Consider the following 23,634-nt stretch of genomic DNA (forward strand, 5'->3'; position numbering starts at 1 on the left):
GCGAACGCAAGCTGAACGGAAGGAATATTGAGGCAAACCGATTTTTCTGCCATCGCGCCGGCGGGGCAATCCGGCGCTTGAGCCGGGTGATATATTTCGATAATACAGCTAGTATGACTGGCGGACGATCCTGCGATGGCGGATCGAAACGGGATGTGAGGGGCATGAACTACGAAGCCGGCAACCTTGAGGGCGAGACCCTGATGCTCGAGGGGCCGGAGTCGGGCGCCGCGCGGCGGCGCCGGCGGTGGCTGATCGTAGCGCTGGTGGCCGTGCTCGTGATCGCCGCGGCGGCGTGGTTCTTCTCGCGCGGGGACGCGCCGGCGCCCAAGGGATCGGCGGCGGATCAGGCGCCCAGCGTCACCGTGGTGGTGCCGGGTCGTGCCGCGGTGGACCGGGCGATCAGCGCCAACGGCACGCTCGCCGCGCGCCGCGAGATGCCGGTCGGCGTCGCAGGCGAGGGCGGCATGGTGACGCGCGTGCTCGTCGAACCAGGCCAGTGGGTCGGGGCGGGGCAGGTGCTCGCCACGGTCGATCGGTCGGTGCAGACGCAGACCGCGGCGAGCCTCGCCGCGCAGGTCAACGTGGCGCGCGCCGACCTGACGCTCGCGCAGTCCGAGCTCGATCGCGCGCAGCAGCTCGTCGGGCGCGGCTTCATCAGCCAAGCCGACGTGCAGCGCCGGATCGCGACGCGCGACGCGGCGGCGGCACGCGTCAAGGTGGCGACGGCGTCCGCGTCAGAGCAGCGCGCGCGCAACGGCCGGCTCGACATCCGCGCGCCAGCCGCTGGGCTGGTGCTGACGCGCCAGGTGGAGCCGGGGCAGATCATCAGTTCGGCATCGGGCACGCTGTTCCGCATGGCCAAGGGCGGCGAGATGGAGCTGCGCGCGCAGCTTGCGGAAAGCGATCTCGTCACGCTGCGCCCCGGCGCGCGCGCGCGCGTGACTCCGGTGGGCGACACGCGATCGTTCGACGGCCAGGTGTGGCAGGTGTCACCGGTGATCGATCCCACGACCCGCCAAGGCATTGCGCGCATCGCGCTCGGCTACGATGCCGCGCTGCGGCCGGGCGGTTTCGCCTCGGCAGTGATCGTCGGGGGGACGGCCAACGTGCCCGAACTGCCGCAATCGGCGATCATGAGCGACGACAAGGGCAATTTCGTCTATGTCGCCGACAAGGGCAATGTCGTGCGGCGGCGCGACGTGCGGCTGGGCACGGTGAACGACACGTCGGTGGCGATCGCCGACGGGCTGGACGGCAGCGAGCGCGTCGTCGTCTCGGCCGGCGCGTTCCTCAACCCGGGGCAGAAGATCGCGCCGGTGCTGACCAAGCGTCAGCCGACGACCAACAGCGGAGTGTGACGCGATGGGTTTCCGCAACATCTCGGCCTGGTCGATACGCAATCCGGTGCCGTCGATCGTCCTGTTCGTCATCCTGACGGTTGCAGGCATCGTCAGCTTCATCCGCATGGACATCAACCGCGAGCCGGACATCGATTTCCCGGCGGTCGCGGTCGAAATCTCGCAGCCCGGCGCCGCGCCGAGCGAGCTCGAGACGCAGGTGACGCAGCGCGTCGAGGCGGCGGTGCGCACGATCGAGGGCGTCGACGAGATCCAGTCGTTCGTCAGCGAGGGCAGTTCCGAGACGCTGATCCAGCTCGACATCGGCACGCCGGTGGACCGCGCGGTCAACGAAGTGCGCGACGCGGTGACGCAGATCCGCTCGAACCTGCCCGAAGGCATCCTCGAGCCGCAGATCAGCCGCGTGAAGATCAACGACGGCGATCTCGGCAGCTATTCGGTGATCGGCACCGACATGACGATCGAGCAGCTGAGCTGGTACATCGACAATACGGTGACCAAGGAGCTGCTTTCGGTTGAAGGCATGGGCTCGGTGGAGCGCAACGGCGGGGTCGATCGCGAGATCCGCGTGATCCTCGATCCGGCGAAGCTCGCCGCGTACGGCCTCACCGCGACGCAGATCAACACGCAGCTGCGGCAGGTAAACCTCAACGCCGCGGGCGGGCGCGCGGAGATCGCGGGCGCCGAACAATCGGTCCGCGTGCTCGGCAACGCGCGCAACGCCTATGACCTGGGACAGACGCAGATCGCGATCGGCAACGGGCGCACGGTGAAGCTGAGCGACGTCGCGACGGTGCGCGACCTCTACGCCGAGCAGCGCACAGCGGCCGGCGTCAACGGGCTGCCGGTGCTGAGCTTCGACTTCAAGCGCGCCAAGGGCTATTCCGAAGTCACCGTCTTCAAGGAGGCCGCGAAGAAGCTCGAGGAGCTCGAGAAGCGCAATCCCAAGGTGCGCTTCCAGCTGCGCATCAACGGCTCCGAATATGCGATGGAGCAGTATAAGAGCGCGATCCACGCGATGATCGAGGGCGCGGTGCTCGCGGTGTTCATCGTGTTCCTGTTCCTGCGCGACTGGCGCGCGACAATCATCTCCGCGCTGGCGATCCCGCTGTCGGCGATCCCGGCGTTCTTCTTCATGGACATGATGGGCTTCTCGCTCAACAGCATGACGCTGCTGGCGCTCAGCCTCGTCGCGGGCGTGCTGGTCGACGACGCGATCGTCGAAATCGAGAATATCGTGCGCCACATGCGGATGGGCAAATCGGCCTATCAGGCGTCGATCGATGCCGCCGACGAGATCGGCCTCGCCGTGCTGGCGACGACGATGGCGATCGTCGCGGTGTTCCTGCCGGTCGGGCTGATGCCGGGCGTGTCGGGGCAGTTCTTCAAGAATTTCGGCCTGACCGTGGTCGTCGCGGTGCTCATGAGCCTTGCCGTCGCGCGTCTCATCACGCCGATGATCGCGGCCTATTTCCTGAAATCCGCCGGCCCCGAATCGCATGGCGAGGGGCGGCTGATGGACATCTACATGGCGGTGCTGCGCTGGACGCTCGAGCCCGGCCGGTCGATGGCGATCCGCGCGAAGGGCGGGATCCATCGCCTGACGGGCTATCTGCGCGATCACCGCATCTGGACGATGGGGATCGGCGGCATCGCCTTCGTGCTGACGGTGCTCGGCTTCGCGAGCCTGCCGATGCAGTTCCAGCCGTCGACCGACCAGGAACGCTCCACCGTGACGATCACGATGGCGCCGGGCACGACGCTGGCGCAGACGCAGGCGACGGTGGACCGCGTGTACGAGCTGCTGCGCAAGCAGCCCGAGTCGGAGACGGTCTATACCCGCGCGGGCGTCGGCAACGGGCGCGTCACGGTGCAGTTCAGGGACAAGCCCTCGTTCGGCAGCCGCATCGCCGCGTTCTTCAGCGGCGACGACGAGGGTAGCGCGCGCGCCAAGACATCGACCGAGTTCGAGCGCGCGCTGGCGCCCGAGCTCGCCAAGATCCCCGACGCGCGCGTCAACTTCCAGTCGCAGTTCGGCTGGGGCGACAACAATCGCGACGTTTCGGTGACGCTAGGTGGCGACGATCCCGTGCTGCTGCGCCAGACCGCCGACAAGATCGTCGCCGACATGGCGAAGATCCCCGGCTTCCTTGCGCCGCGCATTGCGGGCGACCTCAACCGGCCCGAAATCGTCATCAGGCCGCGGCTCGATCTCGCTGCCGACCTCGGCGTGACGACGAGCGCGCTGTCGAGTGCGATCCGCATCGCGACGCTGGGCGATATCGACCAGAACAGCGCGCGCTTCTCGCTCAACGATCGCCAGATCCCGATTCGCGTGGCGCTCGAACAGGCATCGCGATCGCGCATGGCGACGATCCGCAACTTGCCGGTGCAGACGCAGAACGGCGGATCGGTGCCGCTGTCGGTCGTCGCCGACATCGGCTTCGGCTCGGGCCCGACCAAGATCAACCGGCTCAATCAGCAGCGCCAGCTGACGATCGGCGCGGATCTCGCGCCCGGCCTCGTCCTGTCGAATGCGATGCAGCAGGTGAACGCGCTGCCGATCATGAAGGACCTGCCGATCGGCGTGCAGAAGATGAGCGTCGGCCAGGCGAAGTGGCAGATGGAGATGCTGATCAACTTCGTCTTCGCGGTAATCGCGGGCGTGTTCCTCGTCTTCTCGGTGCTGGTGCTGCTGTACCGCCGGCTGCTGCCGCCGCTCGTCAACATGGGCTCGCTGCTGCTCGCGCCGCTGGGCGGCGTGATCGCGCTGATGATCACCGGCAATCCCTTGTCGATGCCGGTGTTCATCGGGCTGCTGATGCTGCTCGGCATCGTTGCAAAGAATTCGATCCTGCTGATCGACTTCGCGCTGGAGGAGATGAACAGCGGCGTGCCGATCTACGAGGCGATCGTGGACGCCGGCCACAAGCGCGCGCAGCCGATCGTGATGACGACGGTGGCGATGGTCGCAGGCATGGTGCCGACCGCGCTGGCGCTGACCGGCGACGGCGCGTGGCGCGCGCCGATGGGCATCGTGGTGATCGGCGGGCTGATCGTGTCGACGGTGCTGACGCTCGTCATCGTGCCGGCATCGTTCAGCCTCGCGATCGGCACCGAGCGACGGATCGGCCCGTGGCTCGGCCGCAAGCTGCTGACCTATCGCCCCGGCGACGACGGCAGCGCGGTGATCGATCACAAGCCGGGAGGCGGGCCGCTGCCCGCGCCGCACGGCCGGATCGGCTATCACGAGGGCGAGGCACCGGCGGAGTGAGCGCGCGCCGCCCGGCCGGCACGTGAACCATCGCGCGCGTCGCGGATTGATGCGCGCATGATGCCGCCCGCGCTACGGCGCCCTTCGTCGACACGCCCGCCCGCCGGGCTGGTGCGCATGCGGCTCGTCGCGACCGGCATGCTCGTCGCGATGGCGGTGACGTTCCTCGTCGCGCGCGGTCTCCAGCCGCTGCATCCGGCATGGGGCTTCGTGCGCGCCTTCGCCGAAGCGGCGATGGTGGGCGGGCTGGCGGACTGGTTTGCGGTGACCGCGCTGTTCCGCCATCCGATGGGACTGCCGATTCCGCACACCGCGATCATCCCGCGCAACAAGGACCGGATCGGCGACCAGCTGGCGCAATTCCTGCGCGACTATTTCCTGATCCCCGTCGTCGTCGCGCGGCGCATGCGGCGGATGGATCTCGCCAGCGCCGCCGGCCGCTGGCTCGCCAACCCGACCGCAGGCAGCAAGCGCGTGACGCGCGGCGCCTCGCGCCTGTCGGTCGAGGTACTCCAGGCGCTCGATCAGGAGCGGCTGGGCGGCATGGTGCGCGGGGCGATGGTAACACAGGTGCGCACGATCGAGCTTTCGCCGCTGCTCGGCCGCGCGCTGGAGGCGGCGATGACGGAGAACCGCCACCAGCCGGTGATCGACGGCGCACTCCGCTGGGCGCGCACCGTACTCGAATCGAACGATTCGATCGTGCGCGCGATGGTGCACGATCGTGCCGGTGCGATCCTGCGCTGGACCGGGCTCGACGAGACGCTGGCCAACAAGATCATCGACGGGCTCGACAAGATGCTCGCCGAAGTCGCCGAGCAGCCGGCGCATCCGATGCGCGCGAAGGTGGAGGAGGCGCTGGCGGGACTGGCGCACGACCTGCAGCACAACCCAGAGATGCGCGCGCGCGTCGAGACACTGAAGCTGTCGCTACTCGAGAATCCGGCGATGCAGCAGTGGATCAACGGGCTTTGGGAGCAGGCGCGCCATGCGATGCTGCGCGCCGCGCGCGATCCCGAACGGCTGCTCGCGGGCAAGCTGGGCGAGATGCTGCGCCAGCTGGGCCAGACGCTCGAACGCGACGCGCGGCTGCGCACCACGATCAACCGCTTTGCGCGCCGCGTCGCGGTGGGCGCGGCGGCGGATTACGGCGACGTGATCGTCGGCCTTGTCTCCGAGACGGTGCGGGGGTGGGACGCGCAGACGATCACGCAACGGCTGGAACATGCGGTGGGCAAGGACCTGCAGTTCATCCGCATCAACGGCACGCTCGTCGGCGGGCTTGTCGGGCTCGGCATCCACGCGGTCGACGTCGTTCTGTAACGGCACATTGGCGTACGATCGCGGATTGAGCGTGCAACATCCCGTCGCACTGCACGTTCATCTTGTCGGCTAGCGGTACTTCCCGCTAGAGGCGGGGGAATGGGCGCATTGGCCGACTTCAGCGACGACGGGGGACGGTTGCGCTTTTCCGGCGACCTGTCGCTGGCGCAGATCGGTGACTTGCCGACCAGGCTCGACGCGCACACCGGCAGCGTGTCGGCGATCGACCTGTCGGGGATCGACCGGATCGATACGATCGGGGCGTGGATCGTGCACCGCTTTGCCAAGCGCACCAATGCGGCGATTGAGGGGCTGAAGCCCGAACAGCAGCACTTGCTGGAACAAGTGCAGCGCGCCGATCAGGCGGCCCCGATGCGCAAAGCCCCGATCAGCCCGTTCACCCGCGTGCTGGGCGAGATCGGCGAGGCGGTGGCAATCGCCGGGCGGACGTTGCTCGGGCTGCTCGGCTTCCTTGGTGCGACGGTGATCGCGTTCTTCAACGTCATCCGCCACCCGCGTCGCTTCCGCTTCAACGCGACGGTGCAGCGGTTCGAGGTGGTCGGCGTCTCGGCGCTCGGCATCGTCGGGTTGATGAGCTTCCTGATCGGTATCGTCATCGCGCAGCAGGGCGCGGTGCAGCTGCGCCAGTTCGGTGCGGAGGTATTCACGATCAACCTCATCGGGCGGATCACGCTACGCGAGCTCGGAGTGCTAATGACCGCGATCATGGTCGCGGGCCGATCGGGATCGTCGTTCGCGGCGCAGCTCGGCACGATGAAGCTGACCGAGGAAATCGATGCGATGCGCACGATCGGCGTCTCGCCGATGGAGGCGCTGGTGCTGCCGCGCACGATCGCGGCGGTGGTGCTGATGCCGCTGCTCGGCTTCTATTCCTCGCTGATCGCGATCATCGGCGGCGGGCTGCTGTGCTGGTGGCAGCTCGAGATCCCGCCCGTCACCTATATCGCGCGGCTGCGCGAGGTGGTGCCGATCACCGATCTTTACGTCGGGCTGATCAAGGCGCCGGTGTTCGGCGCGATCATCGCGGTCGCCGGCTGCTTCCAGGGGATGCAGGTGGAGGGCGATGCCGAGCAGGTCGGCACGCGGACGACCTCTGCGGTGGTGCAGGCGATCTTCCTCGTCATCGTGCTCGACGCGATTTTCGCGGTATTTTTCGAGCGGATCGGATGGATCTGATGCCGGCGGCGACAGGCGACAACATCATCGAGGTGCGCGGGCTGAAGAACGCCTTCGGCGATCAGGTGGTGCACGAGAACCTCGATCTCGACGTGCGGCGCGGTGAGATCCTGGGCGTCGTCGGCGGCTCGGGCACGGGCAAGTCGGTGCTGATGCGGTCGATCATCGGGTTGCAGAGCCCCGTCGCGGGCGAAGTGACGGTGTTCGGCGAGCCGACGCTCGGTCGCGAGGAGACGGAGGCGGTCGAGATCCGCAAGCGCTGGGGCGTGCTGTTCCAGGGCGGTGCCTTGTTCTCGACGCTGACGGTGGCGGAGAACGTGCAGGTGCCGCTGCGCGAATTCTATCCGCAGCTCGATCTGGCGCTGCTCGACGAGATCGCGTCGTACAAGGTCATGATGACAGGCCTGCCCGCCGACGCGGGGCCCAAATATCCCGCCGAACTCTCCGGCGGGATGAAGAAGCGTGCAGGGCTGGCGCGCGCGCTCGCGCTCGATCCCGAACTGCTGTTCCTCGACGAGCCGACCGCCGGGCTCGATCCGATCGGCGCGGCGGCGTTCGACGATCTCACCAAGTCGCTGCAGAAGACGCTGGGGCTGACGGTGTTCCTGATCACGCATGATCTCGATACGCTGTACGCGATTTGCGACCGGGTGGCGGTGCTCGCCGACAAGCGCGTCATCGCGGTGGGCACGATCGACGAGCTGCTCGCGCTCGATCATCCCTGGATCCAGGAATATTTTCGCGGACCGCGCGGGCGCGCCGCGGTGGCGACCCAGGAAGCACAGGAGCAGGCGCACGCTCAGGAGCACGCGTCCGCACAACAGACTACGCAGGCCGGTGCGCCGGGCGCGCGCAATGACGACACTCGCCAGATCTCAGGGGCAGATTGATGGAAACCCGTTCCAACCACGTCCTTGTCGGGGCCGTCGTGCTGATCCTGCTGGCGGTGCTTGCGCTGTTCACGGTGTGGATCGCGCGGCTCGGCGGGTCGACCGAGAAGGAATATGACATCTTCTTCAAACAGTCGGTCGACGGTTTGGCGAAGGGTTCGTCGGTCACCTATTCGGGTGTGCCGTCGGGCCAAGTCAAATCGATCCAGCTGTGGCGCAACGATCCGCAGTTCGTCCGCGTCCGCATCAGTGTCAATAACGAGACGCCGATCCTGCAGGGCACGGCGGCGACGGTGCAGGGCAGCTTCACCGGCACGAGCACGATCAGCCTCGACGGTGCGCGCAAGGGCGCGCCGCCGATCGTGTGCCCGGAAAACGACATGGCGAGCCAGTGCCCGTACGGCGTGCCGGTGATCCCGACCAAGACGGGCGGCATCGGTGCGATCCTCAATTCCGCGCCGCAGCTGCTCGAGCGGCTGTCAACGCTGACCGAACGGCTGACCGGGCTATTGACCGACCGCAACCAGGCGTCGATCGCCGGGATCCTGGAGAACACCAACCGGCTGACCAACGCGCTCGCCGATCGCGGGCCCGAGATCGCCGCGACGCTGGCGCAAACGCGGGTCGCGATCCAGCAGGCCGGCACCGCGGCGGAGCAGATCGGCGCGCTGGCGGCAACCACCAACGGCGTCCTCGCAGAGGATGTGAAGCCGGCGATGGCCAACCTCAACGAGACGATCCGCTCGGCCAAGCAGAGCGCCGACACGCTCAACGGCGCGATCCAGGATGCGCGGCCGGGCCTGCAGACCTTCTCCAAGCGGACCGTGCCCGAAATCAACCAGCTGGTGCTCGACCTGCGCCAGATGTCGCAATCGCTCGCCTCGGTGGCGGAGAAGGTCGACCGTCAGGGGGCAAGTTCGCTGATCGGCCAGCAGAAGCTGCCGGACTATAAGGGCAAGTGATATGAAGAAGCTTCTGATCGGCCTTGCCGCTTTGCCGCTCGCCGGCTGCCTGAGCTTCGGCGGGAAGACGCCGGATACGCTGCTGAGCCTGACGGCGGCGCAGCAGGTGCCCGTCGGTCAGGCGCAGTCCTCGGCCGGGGCGCGCACGATCACCGTTCAGGTGCCCAGCGTGCCGCAGGCGCTCGCCAACAACCGCGTGCCGGTGCAGGCGACGGCGACCGACATCGCCTACGTCAAGGATGCGCAGTGGATCGAGCCGCCGGCGCGGCAGTTCGCGCGCGTCCTGTCGGACACGGTGGCGGCGCGGACCGGGCGGGTGGTGCTGTCGGGCGCGCAATCGCTCGCCGATCCGGGCGCGCGGCTGGCGGGCGAATTGCGGATGTTCGGCGTCGATGCCGCGGCGTCGAGCGCGGTGGTGACGTACGACGCGGCGCTGGTGCGCGACGAGGGGGGGGCGCTGGAGAAGCGCCGCTTCGAGGCGCGTGTGCCGGTGTCGGCAATCGAGGCGGGGCCGGTCGGCGTCGCGCTCAACCAGGCGGCCAATCAGGTCGCCGGCGAGGTCGCCGACTGGGTCGGCCGTTGAGGCAGTGACGGCGCGCGCCGGGACGGACCCGACGCGCGCACCCCATCAGAAAGTAAAGGCGACGCCGACCGCGCCGAGCCACTGCGTGCGCGATCCGGCGATGCGGACGAGCGGGCTGTCGGCAACGTCGTTGATCATGCGGCGATAGGTCCCGCCGGCGACGAGCTTGAAGCCGCGCAGCAGGTTGCCGGTGAGCGAATAGGTGCCGAGCGCGCCAACGGTCCAGTTCTTCCATCCGCCGCGGCCGGTGGTGTAGGTGGGCAGGCCGCTGATCGCCGACTGGCCGACCGGGACGTAGAAATAGGTCTGGACGTATTTGGTCCCGACCCGCTCGGCCGAGGCGAACAGCGCGACCGCGGATTTCTCGCTCAATGGCGTGAAGTAATTGACGGTCGGCTGCCAGATGCCGCTGCGATGCACGCCGCTAACGTCGTGGCGATAGCTGACCGAGACCGACAATTTGTCATACTGACTGGTGATGACGCCGGTCTTGCCGATGCCGGCATAGCCGCCGAGCTCGATCGACGTATCGCGCTCGCCCAGCCGGCGAACGCGCGCGTCCTCGATGCTCTGACGGTTGCTGCGCATGAAATTGATCGCCGCAACGGGGCCGAGCTGGACATCCCACGACGGGCCGCCGGGGCTGGGGATGAGATCGGCGCTGGCGCGGCTGCCCAGCACCGAGAAGCTGATCCCGCCGATCGTGCCGATCGCCGCCGGCCCGGGCGCGAAGCGATAGTCGTTCGACCCTTCGTAATCGGGCAAATAGGCGAGCCCGAGCCCGAGCGTGATCGTGTCGCGACCGAAATCCGCCATCGCGTTGGGCGCGTCACTGGGCGCGGGCGCCGATGCGGCTTCGGCGGGCGGCGCATCCTGAGCGACGACGGCGGTCGGCAGCGCGGCAGCGACGGCCGCGCCGATGAGCAGATTCCTGGCGATCACGAGAAATTGTCCCCTTCTTACAAGGGACGCAAACCCGCCTAATCTGGTTTAGCTCCGGCCAGTATTGCTCACAGCATGTAGCGCATTTTGATCTGTTGCCTTTCGGCATCACCTTCGACCGAGAAGCGGGCGGCCGCGAAGCGCGGCGGGCCGAAGCGGATCGGCGGATTGCGCGAGAAGCCGAAGCCTTCGCGCGGGATACCGGCAAAGGTATCGAGCTTCTTGTTGCCGTTCTCGTCGTGGATCACGGCGATCGCGTAGGTACCGCGCGGCAGCCCGTCGAAGCGCAGCGCGTCGCTGCCCGCCGGGACGGAACGGCGCGTCGCGTTGTGATCGTCGACGCAGGTCGGGAAGTTTTCGGGATCGGCGGTCAGGCAGACGCGCAGCACGCCCTTGGCGGAGCGCACCGCATCGAACGAAACGTCAAGCCGCGCGACCGGCGCCGCGCCGATCAGCGTGCTCGCCGCGAGTGCCAGCAGCAGCACCTGCGCGGGCCTGCGCACGGGCGCGGTCGCGCGCGAAATCGCCGAGCCCGTCGTCGGTGCCGCACAGGCGATCCCAGAACCGGAAATATAGCCCATAATTGCACCCGTACCGCTCGTGATGACGCTGATGATGGCTCGCCGTGATGAGCCATGCCCCCAATGGCCCACGCCACATGAACCGGGGGAAAATCTCCCAACCCATGTGATTGGTGACGCCCATAACCGTCATGATCGTCAGCACCAATCCGAGCGCGGCGACGTGGATGGGAATGATGAACACCAGTAGCGGAATTACCACAGCGCCGGTCAGCGCCTCGATCGGGTGGAACGCCATCGCCGCCCAGGCGGTGGGCGGGCGGCTGGCATGATGGACGGCGTGCGCGAGGCGGAAGGGCTTCGGCCGGTGCATCCAGCGATGCGTCCAGTAAAACCACGTATCGTGCGCCGCGAGGTACAGCAGCACCGACAGCGGCAGGTACCATAGCGGCCAGGCATGGACGTCGCGATAGACCTGCGTCCAGCCATGATTCTCCCATCCCCAGGCGACGACGCCGGCAGGGATGCCGTAGATCGCGGCGGAGACGAGACTCCAGCCGATCTCGCGCCGGATCTGCGGATCGAGCCCGGTGTAGAGGCCGGGGTGCCGAAGCCGCGTGGCGAGCGCGAACCCGCCGCTGGCGGCCAGGTAGCGCACGCCGACGATCGCGGTCATCGCGGCGGCGGACAGGATAATGGCCAGAGCGACGGTCACGCCCCGCCTTACGCGCTGCAACGCCGGCAGAAAAGGCGCGGCGGCGAAACGGCCGAACCGGTGGCGGCCAGTGCGGCGAGGGGCGTGCTGGAAACGCGCGTGACGGCGATGTGCGCGGACGACACATGCGAGGTCGGCGTGGCCGGGGGTGGGACAATATGTCCGCCAATCGCCGCTTTCGCCGACTCGGCCGATCCGCTAGGCGGGACCGATGCCGGAAACCCACCATTGCGACCTGGCGATCGTCGGCGGCGGGCTGGCAGGCGGGCTGATCGCGCTGGCGGTGGCGCAGCGCCGCCCCGAGCTGATCGTGCGCATCGTCGACGCGGGCGAGAGCCTGGGCGGCAATCACGTCTGGTCGTTCTTCGATGCCGATGTGGCGAAGGAAGATCGCTGGTTGCTGACGCCGCTCGTCTGCCACGCGTGGCCGGCGTACGACGTACGCTTTCCGGCGCACGCGCGCACGATCAACCAGCCCTATTATTCGATCGAATCGGAGCGGTTCGACGCGGTGGTGCGCAAGGCGCTGCCCGCCGAGGCGATCATGCCGGGGCGCAAGGTGCTGGCGTGCAGCCCGACCGCGGTGGTGCTGGCTGACGGCGATCGGATCGAGGCGAAGGGCGTGATCGACGCGCGCGGCGCGGGTGATCTGTCGACGCTGGAGGTTGGATGGCAGAAGTTCGTCGGCCGCACGCTCGACATTCCTGCCGGCCACGGCATCACCCGCCCGACGGTGATGGACGCGACGGTGACGCAGCACGATGGCTATCGCTTCGTCTACCTGCTGCCCTTCTCGCCGACGCGCCTCTTCGTCGAGGACACCTATTACAGCGATACGCCGTCGCTCAACGTCGGCGCGCTCAACCGCCGCATCGACGTCTACGCCGCCGCGCGCGGCTGGGAAGTCGCCGCCGGGGCCAACGACACGCGCGAGGAGAAGGGCGCGCTGCCGGTGGTGATCAGCGGCGATTTCGAGGCCTATTGGCGGTGGGGCGGCGCGAAGGTCGCGAAGGCGGGCGCGCGTGCCGGGCTGTTCCACCCGACGACGGGCTATTCGCTGCCCGATGCGGTGCGGCTCGCGGTGCTGATCGCCGACGCCAAGGATTTGAGCGGCGACGCATTGCACACGCTGACCCACGATTATGCCCGCGCGCGCTGGGACGAGCGCCGCTTCTACCGGATGCTTGACGCCATGTTGTTCCGTGCTGCCGATCCCGATGCGCGCTATCGCGTATTGGAACGCTTCTATCGCCTGCGCTCCGGCCTGATCGGCCGCTTCTATGCCGCGCGGTCGACGCGGGCGGACAAGCTGCGCGTGCTGGCGGGCCGCCCGCCGGTGCCGGTAACGCGCGCGGTGCGCGCGCTGCGGGGCATCAAGTGAGCCGCGCAATCGTCATCGGATCGGGGTTCGGCGGGCTGGCGCTCGCGATCCGGCTGCAATCCGCGGGGATCGACACGACGATCCTGGAGGCGCGCGACAAGCCGGGCGGGCGGGCCTATTATTGGGAGCGCGACGGCTTCACCTTCGATGCCGGGCCGACCGTGATCACCGATCCCGCCTGCCTGCAGGAATTGTGGGCGCTGTCAGGCAGCGACATGGCGGCCGACGTCCTGCTCGAACCGGTGCAGCCCTTCTACCGGCTCAACTGGCCCGACGGCACCAATTTCGACTATACCAACGACGACAGCGTGCTGATGGCGGAGATCGCCAAGCTCGATCCCGCAGACGTCGCGGGGTACAAGCGCTTCCTCGACTATTCGGCCGGCGTCTATCACGAGGGCTATGAGAAGCTCGGCCACGTCGCGTTCCTCGACTTCGCGTCGATGATCAAGGCGGCACCGGCGCTCGCGAAATACCAGGCGTGGCGATCGGTCTATTCGATGGTGTCCTCGTTCGTGAAGAGCGAGAAGCTGCGCGAGGCGCTGTCGTTTCACACGCTGCTGGTGGGCGGCAATCCGATGACGACGAGCGCAATCTACGCGCTGATCCACAAGCTGGAACGCGACGGCGGCGTGTGGTTCGCGCGCGGCGGCACCAACCGGCTGGTGGCGGGGATGGTCAAGCTGTTCGAGCGGCTCGGCGGCACGATCCGGCTGGGCGACGCGGTGACGCAGATCGAGACGCTGGGCGACCGGGTGACGGCGGTGCGCACCGCCAGCGGCTGGCGGCAGGAGTGCGACACCGTCGCGGCGAACGGTGACATCGTCCACACCTATCGCGACCTTCTGTCGGGATCGAACAGCGCGCGGCGCAGCGCGGCAAAGCTCGAGCGCAAGAAGTTCTCGCCGTCGCTGTTCGTCGTCCATTTCGGCATCAAGGGAACGTGGCCGGGCATACCGCACCACATGATCCTGTTCGGGCCGCGCTATAAGGGGCTGCTCGCCGACATTTACGACAATGGCGTGGTGAGCGAGGATTTCTCGCTCTATCTTCACCACCCGACCGTCACCGATCCGAGCCTCGCGCCCGAGGGCTGCTCGACCTTCTACGCGCTGGCGCCGGTACCGCATCAGGGCAAGTTCCCCGAGGATTGGGAGCGAATAAAGCCTATCCTGGAGAAGCGCATCCTCGATGAGGTAGGACGGCGGCTGATCCCCGATATCCACGAGCGGATCGTCACCAAGTTCAGCTACTCGCCGGCTGATTTCTCGCGCGATCTCAACGCGCATCTCGGCAGCGCGTTCAGCCTCGAGCCGGTCCTGACGCAGAGCGCGTGGTTCCGCGTGCACAATCGCGACGATGCGATCCCCAACCTCTACTTCGTCGGCGCGGGCACGCATCCGGGCGCGGGCATTCCCGGCGTCGTCGGTAGCGCGAAGGCGACCGCGGCGCTGATGCTGGAGGATGCGCGGCGGTGAAGCGACTGGCGGTCTATTGCGGGTCGGCGACGCCGCGTGATCCGGTGTATCTGGAACTGGCGCACACTGTCGGCCGAACGCTGGCGGAACGCGGCATCGGGCTCGTCTACGGCGGCGGGCGGCTGGGGCTGATGGGTGCGATCGCCGACAGTGCGCTGGCGGCGGGCGGCGAAGTGATTGGCGTCATCCCGCAGGCGCTGGTTGATGCCGAAGTGGCGCATCGCGGCCTCACCGAGCTTCACGTCGTAGAGGGAATGCACGATCGCAAGCGGCGCTTCACCGACCTTGCCGACGGCTTCGTCACCATCCCCGGCGGGACGGGCACGATGGACGAACTGTGGGAGGCGTTGAGCTGGGCGCAGCTCGGCTACCACGCCGATCCCGTCGGGCTGCTGAATACCGCGGGTTATTACGATCACCTCGTCGCCTTCTGGGAGAAGATGGGCGAGGTCGGCTTCCTGCGCCCGCAGCACCGCGATCTGCTGATCGTCGCCGACACGCTCGACACGCTGCTCGACCGGATGGCCGCGCACGTGCCGACGCAGCCAATCGTGCGGATGAGCGCGGCGGATCTTTGATCGAGCTAAGGCTCACCTCCCGTTTTTCCTGAGGAAGTGCCGAGCGTAAGCGAGGTGCCGTCTCGAAGGGCATGGTCCGCAACGCTGCTGCGAGACGGCGCTTCGCCAGCGGCTCAGCACCTCCTCAGCACGAACGGAGGCTTTGGAGAACGTGACGCAGTGATGGTGCAACACCAGTCCGACCCGAGCGAACGCGCCGCGCTGGTCGTCGCCGCGCGCGATTCGATCGTCAAGGGATCACGCAGCTTCGCCACCGCGAGCAAGCTGTTCGACGCGGCGACGCGCGAGCGCGCATGGCTGCTCTACGCCTGGTGCCGCGCGTGCGACGATATAGTCGACGGGCAGGACCACGGCCATGGCGCGAGCCACGTCGCCGACGCCGAGGCGCGCGTTGCGATCATCCGTGGAAAGACCACGGCGGCGCTGGCGGGGCGCGTCGTTGGCGACATGCCGTTCGACGCGCTGCGCGTCGTCGCGGCGGAGACGCGACTGCCGCCGCGCTTCGCGCACGATCTGATCGACGGGTTCGAGCTCGACGCCGCCGAGTGGCGGCCGCGCAGCGCGAACGACCTCTATCGCTACTGCTACCATGTCGCCGGCGCGGTGGGGTGCATGATGGCGGTGATCATGGGGGTCGATCCTGCCGACGACGACACGCTCGACCGCGCGTGCGATCTCGGCATCGCGTTCCAGCTCGCCAATATCGCGCGCGACATCGAGGAGGATGACCGCGTCGGGCGCTGCTACGTCCCCGAGGAATGGTTGGTCGAGATGGATATCCCGCCGGGCCAGCACATGAAGCCGCCGTTCCGCGACCGGCTGGTGGTACTCGCACGGCGGATGGCGGCGAGTGCGGCGCTGCACGAGGCGAGCGCGCGCGTCGGCGCGGCGCGGCTGCCCGCCCGCGCGCGCTGGGCGGTGCTGGCGGCTGCGGGGATCTACGGCGATATCGCGCGCGAGGTGGCGGCGCGCGGCGCGCATGCTTGGGACCATCGCGTGACGACATCGAAGGCGGCGAAGCTCGGTTGGGTGGGGAAGGCGGGGGTGGCGGCGCTGCGCCCGGTTCCGGTGACGCAGCGCGACGCGCGGCTGTGGACGCGCCCGCGCTGACTGCAGGCGGCGAACCGTCCCTCCGCGATAGACGCACGGTAGCCGCCCGCTTCGATCTCGGCGCTTCCAAATGACCGGGATGCCTTGGGCGACATCAGATCTCAGATGGCGGCGCTTCGTGATGCAAAACGATCGGGCGGAGCCTGGCGGGACTGGCCGCGATGGCTCTCGATGGTGAAACCTGCCTTGGCTGTTCCGGCATAGGTCAGTCCGGCTTTCTGCGGATCGGCACGGCATCGGTGCCGGCGCTATGCCCGAGGAGCGGGCCGTAGAGGTTCGCGGCAGATCGTCGGTTTGCTGTAGTACGCTGCGTGCTTCCACGGCCACCGGACGGCACCGTCGATACCCTTGCTCATTGCCGATCGGCTGACGGATGACTCACGATATGACTAATTCAGATCAACATCTTATTTTACAGCCGAGCCGAAACCGCGCGTGAGGGATCTTCGTTGAGGAAGCGAATCGAAGTGGCTGGCATTTCGACGTTCCGGGGGGCGCGCCGCTGCTTATCCTTTCCATCGCGCTTGGTGGCTGCCTGAAGGGGCCGCCGGTCGAGTTCGGTCTGACGGCTGATACCGGCGGCCACATTACTTACGCACTCGGCGCAGCGCAGGCACTCGCCGCGCGCGACGACGTTACGGGCGTCGAAATCGTCACCCGCCTGATCGACGATCCAACCCTCGGGCCGGCCTATGCGCTGCCGTACGAGCCGATCGACGCCAAGCTGGCGGTGCGGCGCATTGCCACCGCGAACCGCGCCTATCTGTCGAAAGAGGCCAACGCCGCGGACCGCGACGCCTTCGCCGAGGCGCTGATCGCGCATCTCGCCACGGCGCCGCACCTGCCCGACGTGATCCATGCGCATTTCGCCGACGCCGCGGAGGTCGCCCGCAAGGTGCGCGACCGCTTCGGCATCCCGTTCGTCTACACCGCGCATTCGCTCGGTATCGATAAGCTGCACAGCGGCGTCGGTGATCCCGGCATGGCGCGCCGGCTGGCGGAGGAGACCGACGCAATCGGTGCGGCGGACCTGATCGTCGCCTCGTCGCGCGATGAGGCCGAGCGGCAGCTGATGCTCTATCCCACCGCCTGCCCGACGCGGATCCACTGCCTGCCGCCGGGCGCCGGCATCGCGGAGAGCACGCCGACCGATCTCGACGCAGCGCGCCGCCTGATCGCGCCGTTCCTGCGCGATCCGGACAAGCCGATGATCCTGGCGATCGCGCGCGCGGTGGCGAAGAAGAACCTCGCCGGGCTGGTCGACCTGTATGGCGCCGACGCCGATCTGCGCGCGCGCGCGAACCTGGTGATCGTCGCCGGGCTGCGCGACGGCCCCGACAGCGGCGAGCCCGAGCAGCGCGCGGTGATCGCCTCGCTGCTTGCGGGGATGGACCGGCACGATCTCTACGGCTCCATGGCACTGCCCAAGCGGCACAGCCGCGCGGACATCGCCGCGCTCTACGCGTTGGCGCGTGCGTCAGGCGGGGTGTTCGTCAATCCCGCACTGGTCGAGCCCTATGGGCTGACGCTGACAGAGGCGGCGCTGCACGGCGTACCGGTGGTCGCGACCTGCCACGGCGGGCCGGCCGACATCGTCGCGACGCTGCACCACGGCCGGATCGCCGACCCGCGCGATCCGCGCGCCTTCGCTGACGCGATCCGTGCGCTGCTCGACGACGGCATCGAATGGGCGCGCTGCTCGGCGGAAGGGGCGATCCGCAGCAAGACGCTCGACTGGCACGGCTATGCCGCGCGCTTCGTTGAGATCGTGCGATCGCTCCGCGCGGTGCCGGCCGCAAGCCCTGCGCCGACCAGGCTGCTATTGTGCGATATCGACAACACTCTGACGGGCTGCACCGCCGGGGCGGCGGACGTCGCGCCGTTCCTCGCCTCGCAACCGACGCTCGCGTTCGGCGTCGCGACGGGGCGCTCGCTGCAAGAGGCGGAGCGGCTGCTGCGCGAGTGGCGCATGCCGACGCCGCGCGTGCTGATCACCTCGGTTGGCAGCGAGATCTACTGGCGCGACGGGACACGGCTGCGGCCCGACACCGGCTATGCGGAGTGGATCGACGAAGGCTGGGATCCGGATGCGTTCGACGCGGTGGTCGGCGCGCTCGAAGGCGTCGAGCGCCAGCCGGCGGTGGAGCAGCGACGCTACAAGCGCAGCTATTTCGTCGAGGCGCGCGGCGCGATCGCGGCGGTGCGTGCGGCCGTCGCGCATCTGCCGGTGCGCGTGATCCACAGCCATGGCCGCCTGCTCGATATCCTGCCGGCGCGGGCGGGCAAGGGCGCAGCGATGAAATGGGTCGCCCGCTCGCTCGGCATCGCGGCGGAGCACGTCTACGCTGCCGGTGACAGCGGCAACGATCTCGACATGCTGAGCCAGGTGCGCAACGGCATCCTCGTCGCCAACCACAGCGCCGAGCTGAAGCCGCTGATCGGCCGCCCGACGATCTACGTCTCGCGCCGACCACATGCCGGCGGCGTGGTGGAGGGGATGCGCGCCTTCGCCGGCCGCGCCGCGGCATGACGCGCCCGATCGGCTATTTCGTCCACCATCAGGGGCGCGGCCACGCCGAGCGCGCGGCGGAGATTGTCAACGCGATGCCGGAGCGCCCGGTGACGCTGTTTTGCGCGCGCAACGACATCTTTCCGCCGCTCGGCGCCCATGTGCACATCGAGACAATCCCGTCGCTGTTCGAAGCACCCGCCGATGCCGCACCCGCGCTCGCCAACGCACGCACGCCGGCAACGCTGCACTGCGCGCCGCTCGGCTGGAGCAGCATCACCCGTGCGATCGCAACGATCGCGCAGTGGTTCGACACCGCGCGCCCCGCGCTGTTCGTCACCGACGTGTCGGCCGAACTCGCACAACTGGCGCGGATTGCGTCGATCCCCTGCGTCAGCGTGCTGCAGCACGGCGACCGCGACGATGCGGGGCATATGGCGGCGTATGAAGCGGCGCTGGGCATTCTCGCGCCCTATGCGCCCGCGCTGGAGCAGCCCGGCCGGCCAGCCTGGATGCTGGCTAAGACGCATTATGCACCGGGCGTGGGCATTGACCCCGCCACGATCGGCGCACCGATCGACAAGGCAGCGGCGCGCGCCGCGCTCGGCTTGCCTGTGGCGGGCGAGATCGTCCTGGTGATCGCGGGCGGCGGCGGCAACGGGACGCCGGCGACGCCGCTGACGCTCGGCGCGCGCGCGATGCCCGACACGCAGTGGCGGACGATCGGCGCGGTCGAGCGCGAATGGCATGAGACAATGCCGGGCAACCTCCACCATCTCGGCTGGGTCGATTGTCCGGCGACCTATATCGCGGCGGCCGACCGGATCGTCTCGTCCGCCGGAAACACGACGGTGCACATGATCGCGGCCGCCGGGCGGCCGTGGATCGTGGTGCCCGAGTGGCGCTATTTCGACGAGCAGTTATGGAAGGCGCGGATGCTCGACGCCGCGGGCGCGGCGGTGATGCTCGATCACTGGCCGGCGCACGGCGGCGCGTGGGCAGCAGCGTGGGCACGCGCCGACGCGCTCGATCTGACGCGCCAGCGTGCGCTTGTGAACCACGATGCCGCGACCGAAACCGCTGCCTGGCTGTGCACGCTGGCCGACGCGGGCTGGGCAGCGCCCGACGTCGAAATCCTCTCCCTCCTGCCGGAACAACGCGCATGATTTCTGTTTGCACGCTCGCTGGTGGCCGCGCCGCGCACTTGCACAACATCGTTCTGGGGCTCGATGCGCAACTGGTGCCGCCCGACGAACTCGTCATCGCGGTGATGCAGGACGAGCCCTATGTGCTGCCCGAAAAGCGCTTTCCGGTACGCCAGCTGATGATCGGCGGCGGCGGCATCCCGCTCGCCGCGGCGCGCAACGCCGCCGCGCGCGCGGCCGAGGGCGAGACGCTGATCTTCCTAGACGTCGATTGTATTCCCGATCCGGCGTTCGTCGGCGACTACGCCCGGTTGCTTGATGAAATGAACGCGGTGCTGATGGGCGAGGTGCTGTACCTTCCCGCCGGTGCGACCGACGCCGGGATCGATATCGATCGGTTCGCGCGGATCGGCGTCAAGCATTCGGAACGCGCGGGGCCGCCGGTCGAGGCGACGGGCGCGTGCAGCGACTATCGCTGCTTCTGGTCGCTCAACTTTGCGATGCGTCGCGCGACGTTCCTCGCACTCGGCGGGTTCGACGAGCGCTACGTCGGCTATGGCGGCGAGGATACCGATTTCGGGCGGTTGGTGGTGGAGGCGGGCATTCCAATCCGCTGGTGCCGCGGCGCGCGCGTCTATCACCAGCATCACGCGCACCACATGCCCCCGGTCCACCATGTCGACAGCGTGATCGCCAATGCCGCGCGCTTCCGCGACAAATGGGGGCATTTCACGATGGAACACTGGCTGCGCGCGTTCACGCTGATGGGGCTGGTGCGGCTGGAGAACGGCGAACACGTCCGGCTGCGTGACGTTAACGAGGCGGATCTGGCGCTGACGCGGCAGCAGGCGGACCAGCCTTATGCCAGCACGGCGACCGTGCTTGCGCTGCTCGAGGCGCGGATGGCGGCGGCATAAGCCGCCTCGTAGCCGTCGATCATCGCGGCGACCGAGAAAGCGCGCTCGATCCATGCGCGGCAATCGGGCCGCGGCACCGCCATCGCGGCGCGGATCGCGCGGGCGAGATCGGCCGGATCGTCCGAGGCGTAGGCACCCGCTTCGCCGACCACTTCGCGCATCGCGCCGCGATCGATCGCCGCGACGGGCACGCCGCATGCCAGCGCCTCGGCGGCGACTAGCCCGAACGGCTCGTCCCACATCGGCGTCGAGACGAGCACCGATGCGGCGCCGATCGCGTCGACCAGCGCGTCGCCGCCGAGATGGCCGTGATAGACGCAGGCCTCGCCGAGTAGCGGCGCGACGTGGTCGCCGAAATAATCCATGCAGTCGATGGGTCCGTAGATGTCAATCGGCAGGCCCGCGATCGCAGCGGCCGCCGCTGCCACCGCGGTGCCCTTGTTCGGCGTGATCCGCCCACACCAGATCGCGCGGCCGTTGCCATGCGCCGAGAAGCGCCAGCGCGCGGTGTCGATCCCGTTGTGGACGACCGAGGCGGTGGCGGGTGCGTCGGCCCACCAGCTGCGCGCGTGGCTGCGCGACGTCACCGTCTGTCGCAGCCACGGCGCGGCGTAGTCCGCGATCGTATCGGCCAGCCCTTTGAAGGGCGGAACGTGGAGCGACGTGACCATCGGCTGGCGATCGCGCAGCGCCCAGCGATGCAGCGCGGGGTGCATCGCATTGTTGTGTACTACGTCGAAGCCGCCGTGCGCGATCGCCGCCCAGGCGCGCCCGAACGCCGCATCCTGGAACGCGGTGAGCTCGTCGGTACCGTGCCACAGCGCCCACGGCAGCACCGCCTCGTAATGCTGCGGGACGACGCCGTGCAGCGGCAGCGCGGCGTCGCTGTCGGCGCTGGCGAACAGCGTCACGTCGTGCCCGCGCGCGACGAGCGCGTCGGCGAGCTGGTGGCAATGCGCCTCCATCCCGCCCATGAAGGGCGAGGCGATCGGATGGCGCAGATGCGCCACCACCGCGATGCGCAGCGGCCGCTCGTCTTCGGGCAGATCGATCATCGTGGCGTCACTCGGGCTTGGTGATGCTTGGCCATTTGACGCCGAGCTGCTCGAGATAGCTGCTGTACTTCTTGGGGTTGTAATAGGTCGGGCGCATGCGATCGCGGAATTGCGCCATGATGTCGGCGTTCATCTCGATATAGGGTTTCTCGTTGGTCAGGGTCGGCTGGTACTTCACCGTCTTGGTCTGCACGTCGGTGAAATAGCTCTTTGCCGCGGTGACGAGTTCCGGGCGGGTCAGCAGATCGAGCAGCGTCATCGCCATCACCTTGCCGCCGGCGACCGCGCCCTTGTGCGCGATCGGCGTCGCCATCGCGATCGCGTTCGACCAATTGTGCCCCGGTAGCTCGGGAATGTTCGAGGGGTAGCGGATGGTGATCGTCGGCTTGGTCCACGATACGTCACCGATATCGTCCGATCCGCCGCTTTTGGGCTCGGCTTCGGGCGGCTTCATCGGCTCGAGCGCGGTGTCGAGCCCCTTCTGCTCGCCGCCGACCAGCTTCTGCACCGCCTTGGCGAACTGCTGTTCCTCCGCGGTCCAGGTCGGCAGGCCGACCTTCTTGATATTCTCGTATGCCGCCTCCGCCATCGGGCGGTTCATGTGCTGCGGGGCGGCGGTGCCAATGATGCGGTGGGAGACGGTGGTATCGGTCATCATCGCCGCGGCGGTCGCGATCTTGCTGCCGATCTCGTAATTCTTGCGGATTGCGTCGAACGACTGCTCACGGAAATAATACCAGACGGTCGCGGTCGAGGGCACGACGTTGGGAAAGTCGCCGCCGTCCTTGATGACATAGTGCGAGCGCTGCTCGGGGCGCAGATGCTCGCGGCGGAAGTTCCAGCCCGCGTCCATCAGCTCGACCGCGTCGAGCGCGCTGCGCCCGCGCCACGGCGCGCCGGCCGAATGCGCGCTCTCGCCATTGAAGGTGTAGAGCACCGACACGCCGCCGGTGCCCGATGGCTGGCCCCAATTGGTCTGCAGGTTCGAGCTGACGTGTGTGAACAACACCGCGTCGACGTCCTTGAACAGGCCGTCGCGCACGAAGAACGCCTTTGCCGCGACGGGTTCCTCGGCGACGCCGGGCCATAGCAGCAGCGTGCCCGGGATCTTCTCGCGGATCATGATGTCCTTCACCGCCAACGCCGCGGCGATGTTCACCGCCTGCCCGCTGTTATGCCCCTCGCCATGGCCGGGCGCGCCGGCGATCATCGGTTCGCGCCATGCGACGCCGGGCTTCTGGCTCGCCTTGGGGATGCCGTCGAGATCGGAGCCGACCGCGATCGTCGGGCCGCCGGACCCTTGCGACCACGTTGCCGACCAGGCGGTGGGTATGCCGGCGATACCGCGCGTGACGGTGAAGCCGTTCTTCTCGAGGATCTCGGTGATGTAGCGCGAGGTCTCGATTTCCTGCATCCCGAGCTCGCCGAAGCTGAAGATCGAATCGATCATTTCCTGCACCAGCTTGGCCCGCTTCTCGACCCCAGCGGCGGCTTCGACCTTGAGCGCGTCGAGCCGCTGCGGCGCGACCTGCGCGGCGGCGGGCACGGTTAGCAGCAAGGCAGCGGCACCCGCCGTCGTCATCCACGCCATTCGCATCATCGCTTTCCCCCTTGTGCTTCGGCGCCATCATGGCGGCACCGCAACGATCGGCATAGCCGGAACCACGGGCGATCATGCGTTTTCGTGCGTCGC

19 protein-coding genes are annotated in these 23,634 nt (G+C 68.2%); 14 read left to right on the forward strand and 5 right to left on the reverse strand.

The annotated features are described in order from the left end of the window. The first annotated feature begins 164 nt into the window (after positions 1-164). The 7 genes from B7L05_RS14035 (at position 165) to B7L05_RS14065 (ending at position 9,590) form a co-directional block, all read left to right on the forward strand. Positions 165-1,361, forward strand: a complete 1,197-nt coding sequence (locus B7L05_RS14035; protein ID WP_085810910.1) for an efflux RND transporter periplasmic adaptor subunit — start codon at positions 165-167, stop codon at positions 1,359-1,361. Between the two features lie 4 nt (positions 1,362-1,365). Beyond that, positions 1,366-4,635 (forward strand): efflux RND transporter permease subunit, encoded by a 3,270-nt coding sequence (locus B7L05_RS14040; protein WP_085810911.1) that lies wholly within the window; start codon positions 1,366-1,368, stop codon positions 4,633-4,635. Between the two features lie 57 nt (positions 4,636-4,692). Then, positions 4,693-5,958, forward strand: coding sequence for a DUF445 domain-containing protein (locus B7L05_RS14045; RefSeq protein WP_256926747.1), 1,266 nt, complete (start codon positions 4,693-4,695; stop codon positions 5,956-5,958). Between the two features lie 99 nt (positions 5,959-6,057). Beyond that, positions 6,058-7,155, forward strand: a complete 1,098-nt coding sequence (locus tag B7L05_RS14050; RefSeq protein ID WP_085810912.1) for an ABC transporter permease — start codon at positions 6,058-6,060, stop codon at positions 7,153-7,155. Then, positions 7,146-8,045: an ABC transporter ATP-binding protein gene (locus tag B7L05_RS14055; protein ID WP_085810913.1), complete on the forward strand. Its 900-nt coding sequence runs from the start codon at positions 7,146-7,148 to the stop codon at positions 8,043-8,045. The genes B7L05_RS14050 and B7L05_RS14055 overlap by 10 nt, the downstream gene beginning before the upstream one ends. Beyond that, on the forward strand, positions 8,045-9,007 hold the full coding sequence (locus tag B7L05_RS14060) for an MlaD family protein (protein ID WP_085810914.1): 963 nt from the start codon (positions 8,045-8,047) through the stop codon (positions 9,005-9,007). Before B7L05_RS14055 ends, B7L05_RS14060 begins: the two co-directional genes overlap by 1 nt. 1 nt (position 9,008) lies before the next feature. Next, positions 9,009-9,590 carry an ABC-type transport auxiliary lipoprotein family protein gene (locus B7L05_RS14065; RefSeq protein WP_085810915.1) on the forward strand — a complete coding sequence of 194 codons (582 nt, stop codon included), beginning with the start codon at positions 9,009-9,011 and terminating at the stop codon, positions 9,588-9,590. 45 nt (positions 9,591-9,635) lie between these two features. Here B7L05_RS14065 and B7L05_RS14070 read toward each other — a convergent pair whose 3' ends face one another. The 3 genes from B7L05_RS14070 to B7L05_RS14080 all read right to left on the reverse strand — a co-directional run bounded on the left by B7L05_RS14070 (position 9,636) and on the right by B7L05_RS14080 (position 11,768). Further along, the gene (locus B7L05_RS14070) at positions 9,636-10,532 is read right to left on the reverse strand and encodes a MipA/OmpV family protein (protein ID WP_256926748.1); all 897 of its coding nucleotides are present in this window, start codon (positions 10,530-10,532) and stop codon (positions 9,636-9,638) included. A 68-nt stretch (positions 10,533-10,600) separates the two neighbouring features. Then, entirely contained in the window at positions 10,601-10,987 is a 387-nt protein-coding gene (locus B7L05_RS14075) for a DUF2141 domain-containing protein (protein WP_085810957.1), read from the reverse strand. Continuing rightward, entirely contained in the window at positions 10,956-11,768 is an 813-nt protein-coding gene (locus B7L05_RS14080; protein WP_375601264.1) for a sterol desaturase family protein, read from the reverse strand. The genes B7L05_RS14075 and B7L05_RS14080 overlap by 32 nt, the downstream gene beginning before the upstream one ends. Before the next feature lie 211 nt (positions 11,769-11,979). On the opposite strand from B7L05_RS14080, the gene crtY reads away from it, so the two are divergent. The 7 genes from crtY (at position 11,980) to B7L05_RS14115 (ending at position 20,886) form a co-directional block, all read left to right on the forward strand. Beyond that, entirely contained in the window at positions 11,980-13,149 is a 1,170-nt protein-coding gene (crtY, locus tag B7L05_RS14085) for a lycopene beta-cyclase CrtY (RefSeq protein ID WP_085810916.1), read from the forward strand. Next, entirely contained in the window at positions 13,146-14,627 is a 1,482-nt protein-coding gene (locus B7L05_RS14090; protein WP_085810917.1) for a phytoene desaturase, read from the forward strand. Before crtY ends, B7L05_RS14090 begins: the two co-directional genes overlap by 4 nt. Next, entirely contained in the window at positions 14,624-15,205 is a 582-nt protein-coding gene (locus B7L05_RS14095; protein WP_085810918.1) for a TIGR00730 family Rossman fold protein, read from the forward strand. Before B7L05_RS14090 ends, B7L05_RS14095 begins: the two co-directional genes overlap by 4 nt. A 162-nt stretch (positions 15,206-15,367) precedes the next feature. After that, positions 15,368-16,315 (forward strand): phytoene/squalene synthase family protein, encoded by a 948-nt coding sequence (locus tag B7L05_RS14100; RefSeq protein ID WP_085810919.1) that lies wholly within the window; start codon positions 15,368-15,370, stop codon positions 16,313-16,315. A gap of 586 nt (positions 16,316-16,901) precedes the next feature. Then, the gene (locus tag B7L05_RS14105) at positions 16,902-18,845 is read left to right on the forward strand and encodes an HAD-IIB family hydrolase (RefSeq protein ID WP_256926758.1); all 1,944 of its coding nucleotides are present in this window, start codon (positions 16,902-16,904) and stop codon (positions 18,843-18,845) included. Beyond that, on the forward strand, positions 18,842-19,990 hold the full coding sequence (locus tag B7L05_RS14110; protein ID WP_085810921.1) for a glycosyltransferase: 1,149 nt from the start codon (positions 18,842-18,844) through the stop codon (positions 19,988-19,990). Before B7L05_RS14105 ends, B7L05_RS14110 begins: the two co-directional genes overlap by 4 nt. Beyond that, positions 19,987-20,886 carry a galactosyltransferase-related protein gene (locus B7L05_RS14115; protein WP_085810922.1) on the forward strand — a complete coding sequence of 300 codons (900 nt, stop codon included), beginning with the start codon at positions 19,987-19,989 and terminating at the stop codon, positions 20,884-20,886. The genes B7L05_RS14110 and B7L05_RS14115 overlap by 4 nt, the downstream gene beginning before the upstream one ends. On the opposite strand, the gene B7L05_RS14120 is transcribed toward B7L05_RS14115, so the two are convergent. Together B7L05_RS14120 and B7L05_RS14125 are read right to left on the reverse strand one after the other, a co-directional pair. Continuing rightward, positions 20,829-21,941: a glycosyltransferase gene (locus B7L05_RS14120; protein ID WP_256926750.1), complete on the reverse strand. Its 1,113-nt coding sequence runs from the start codon at positions 21,939-21,941 to the stop codon at positions 20,829-20,831. The genes B7L05_RS14115 and B7L05_RS14120 overlap by 58 nt on opposite strands. A gap of 7 nt (positions 21,942-21,948) precedes the next feature. Further along, positions 21,949-23,538 (reverse strand): amidohydrolase, encoded by a 1,590-nt coding sequence (locus tag B7L05_RS14125; RefSeq protein WP_218776033.1) that lies wholly within the window; start codon positions 23,536-23,538, stop codon positions 21,949-21,951. Positions 23,539-23,634 lie beyond the last annotated feature (96 nt).

It is taken from the genome of Sphingomonas sp. TZW2008 (assembly GCF_002117915.1).
Lineage (GTDB): Bacteria > Pseudomonadota > Alphaproteobacteria > Sphingomonadales > Sphingomonadaceae > Sphingomonas.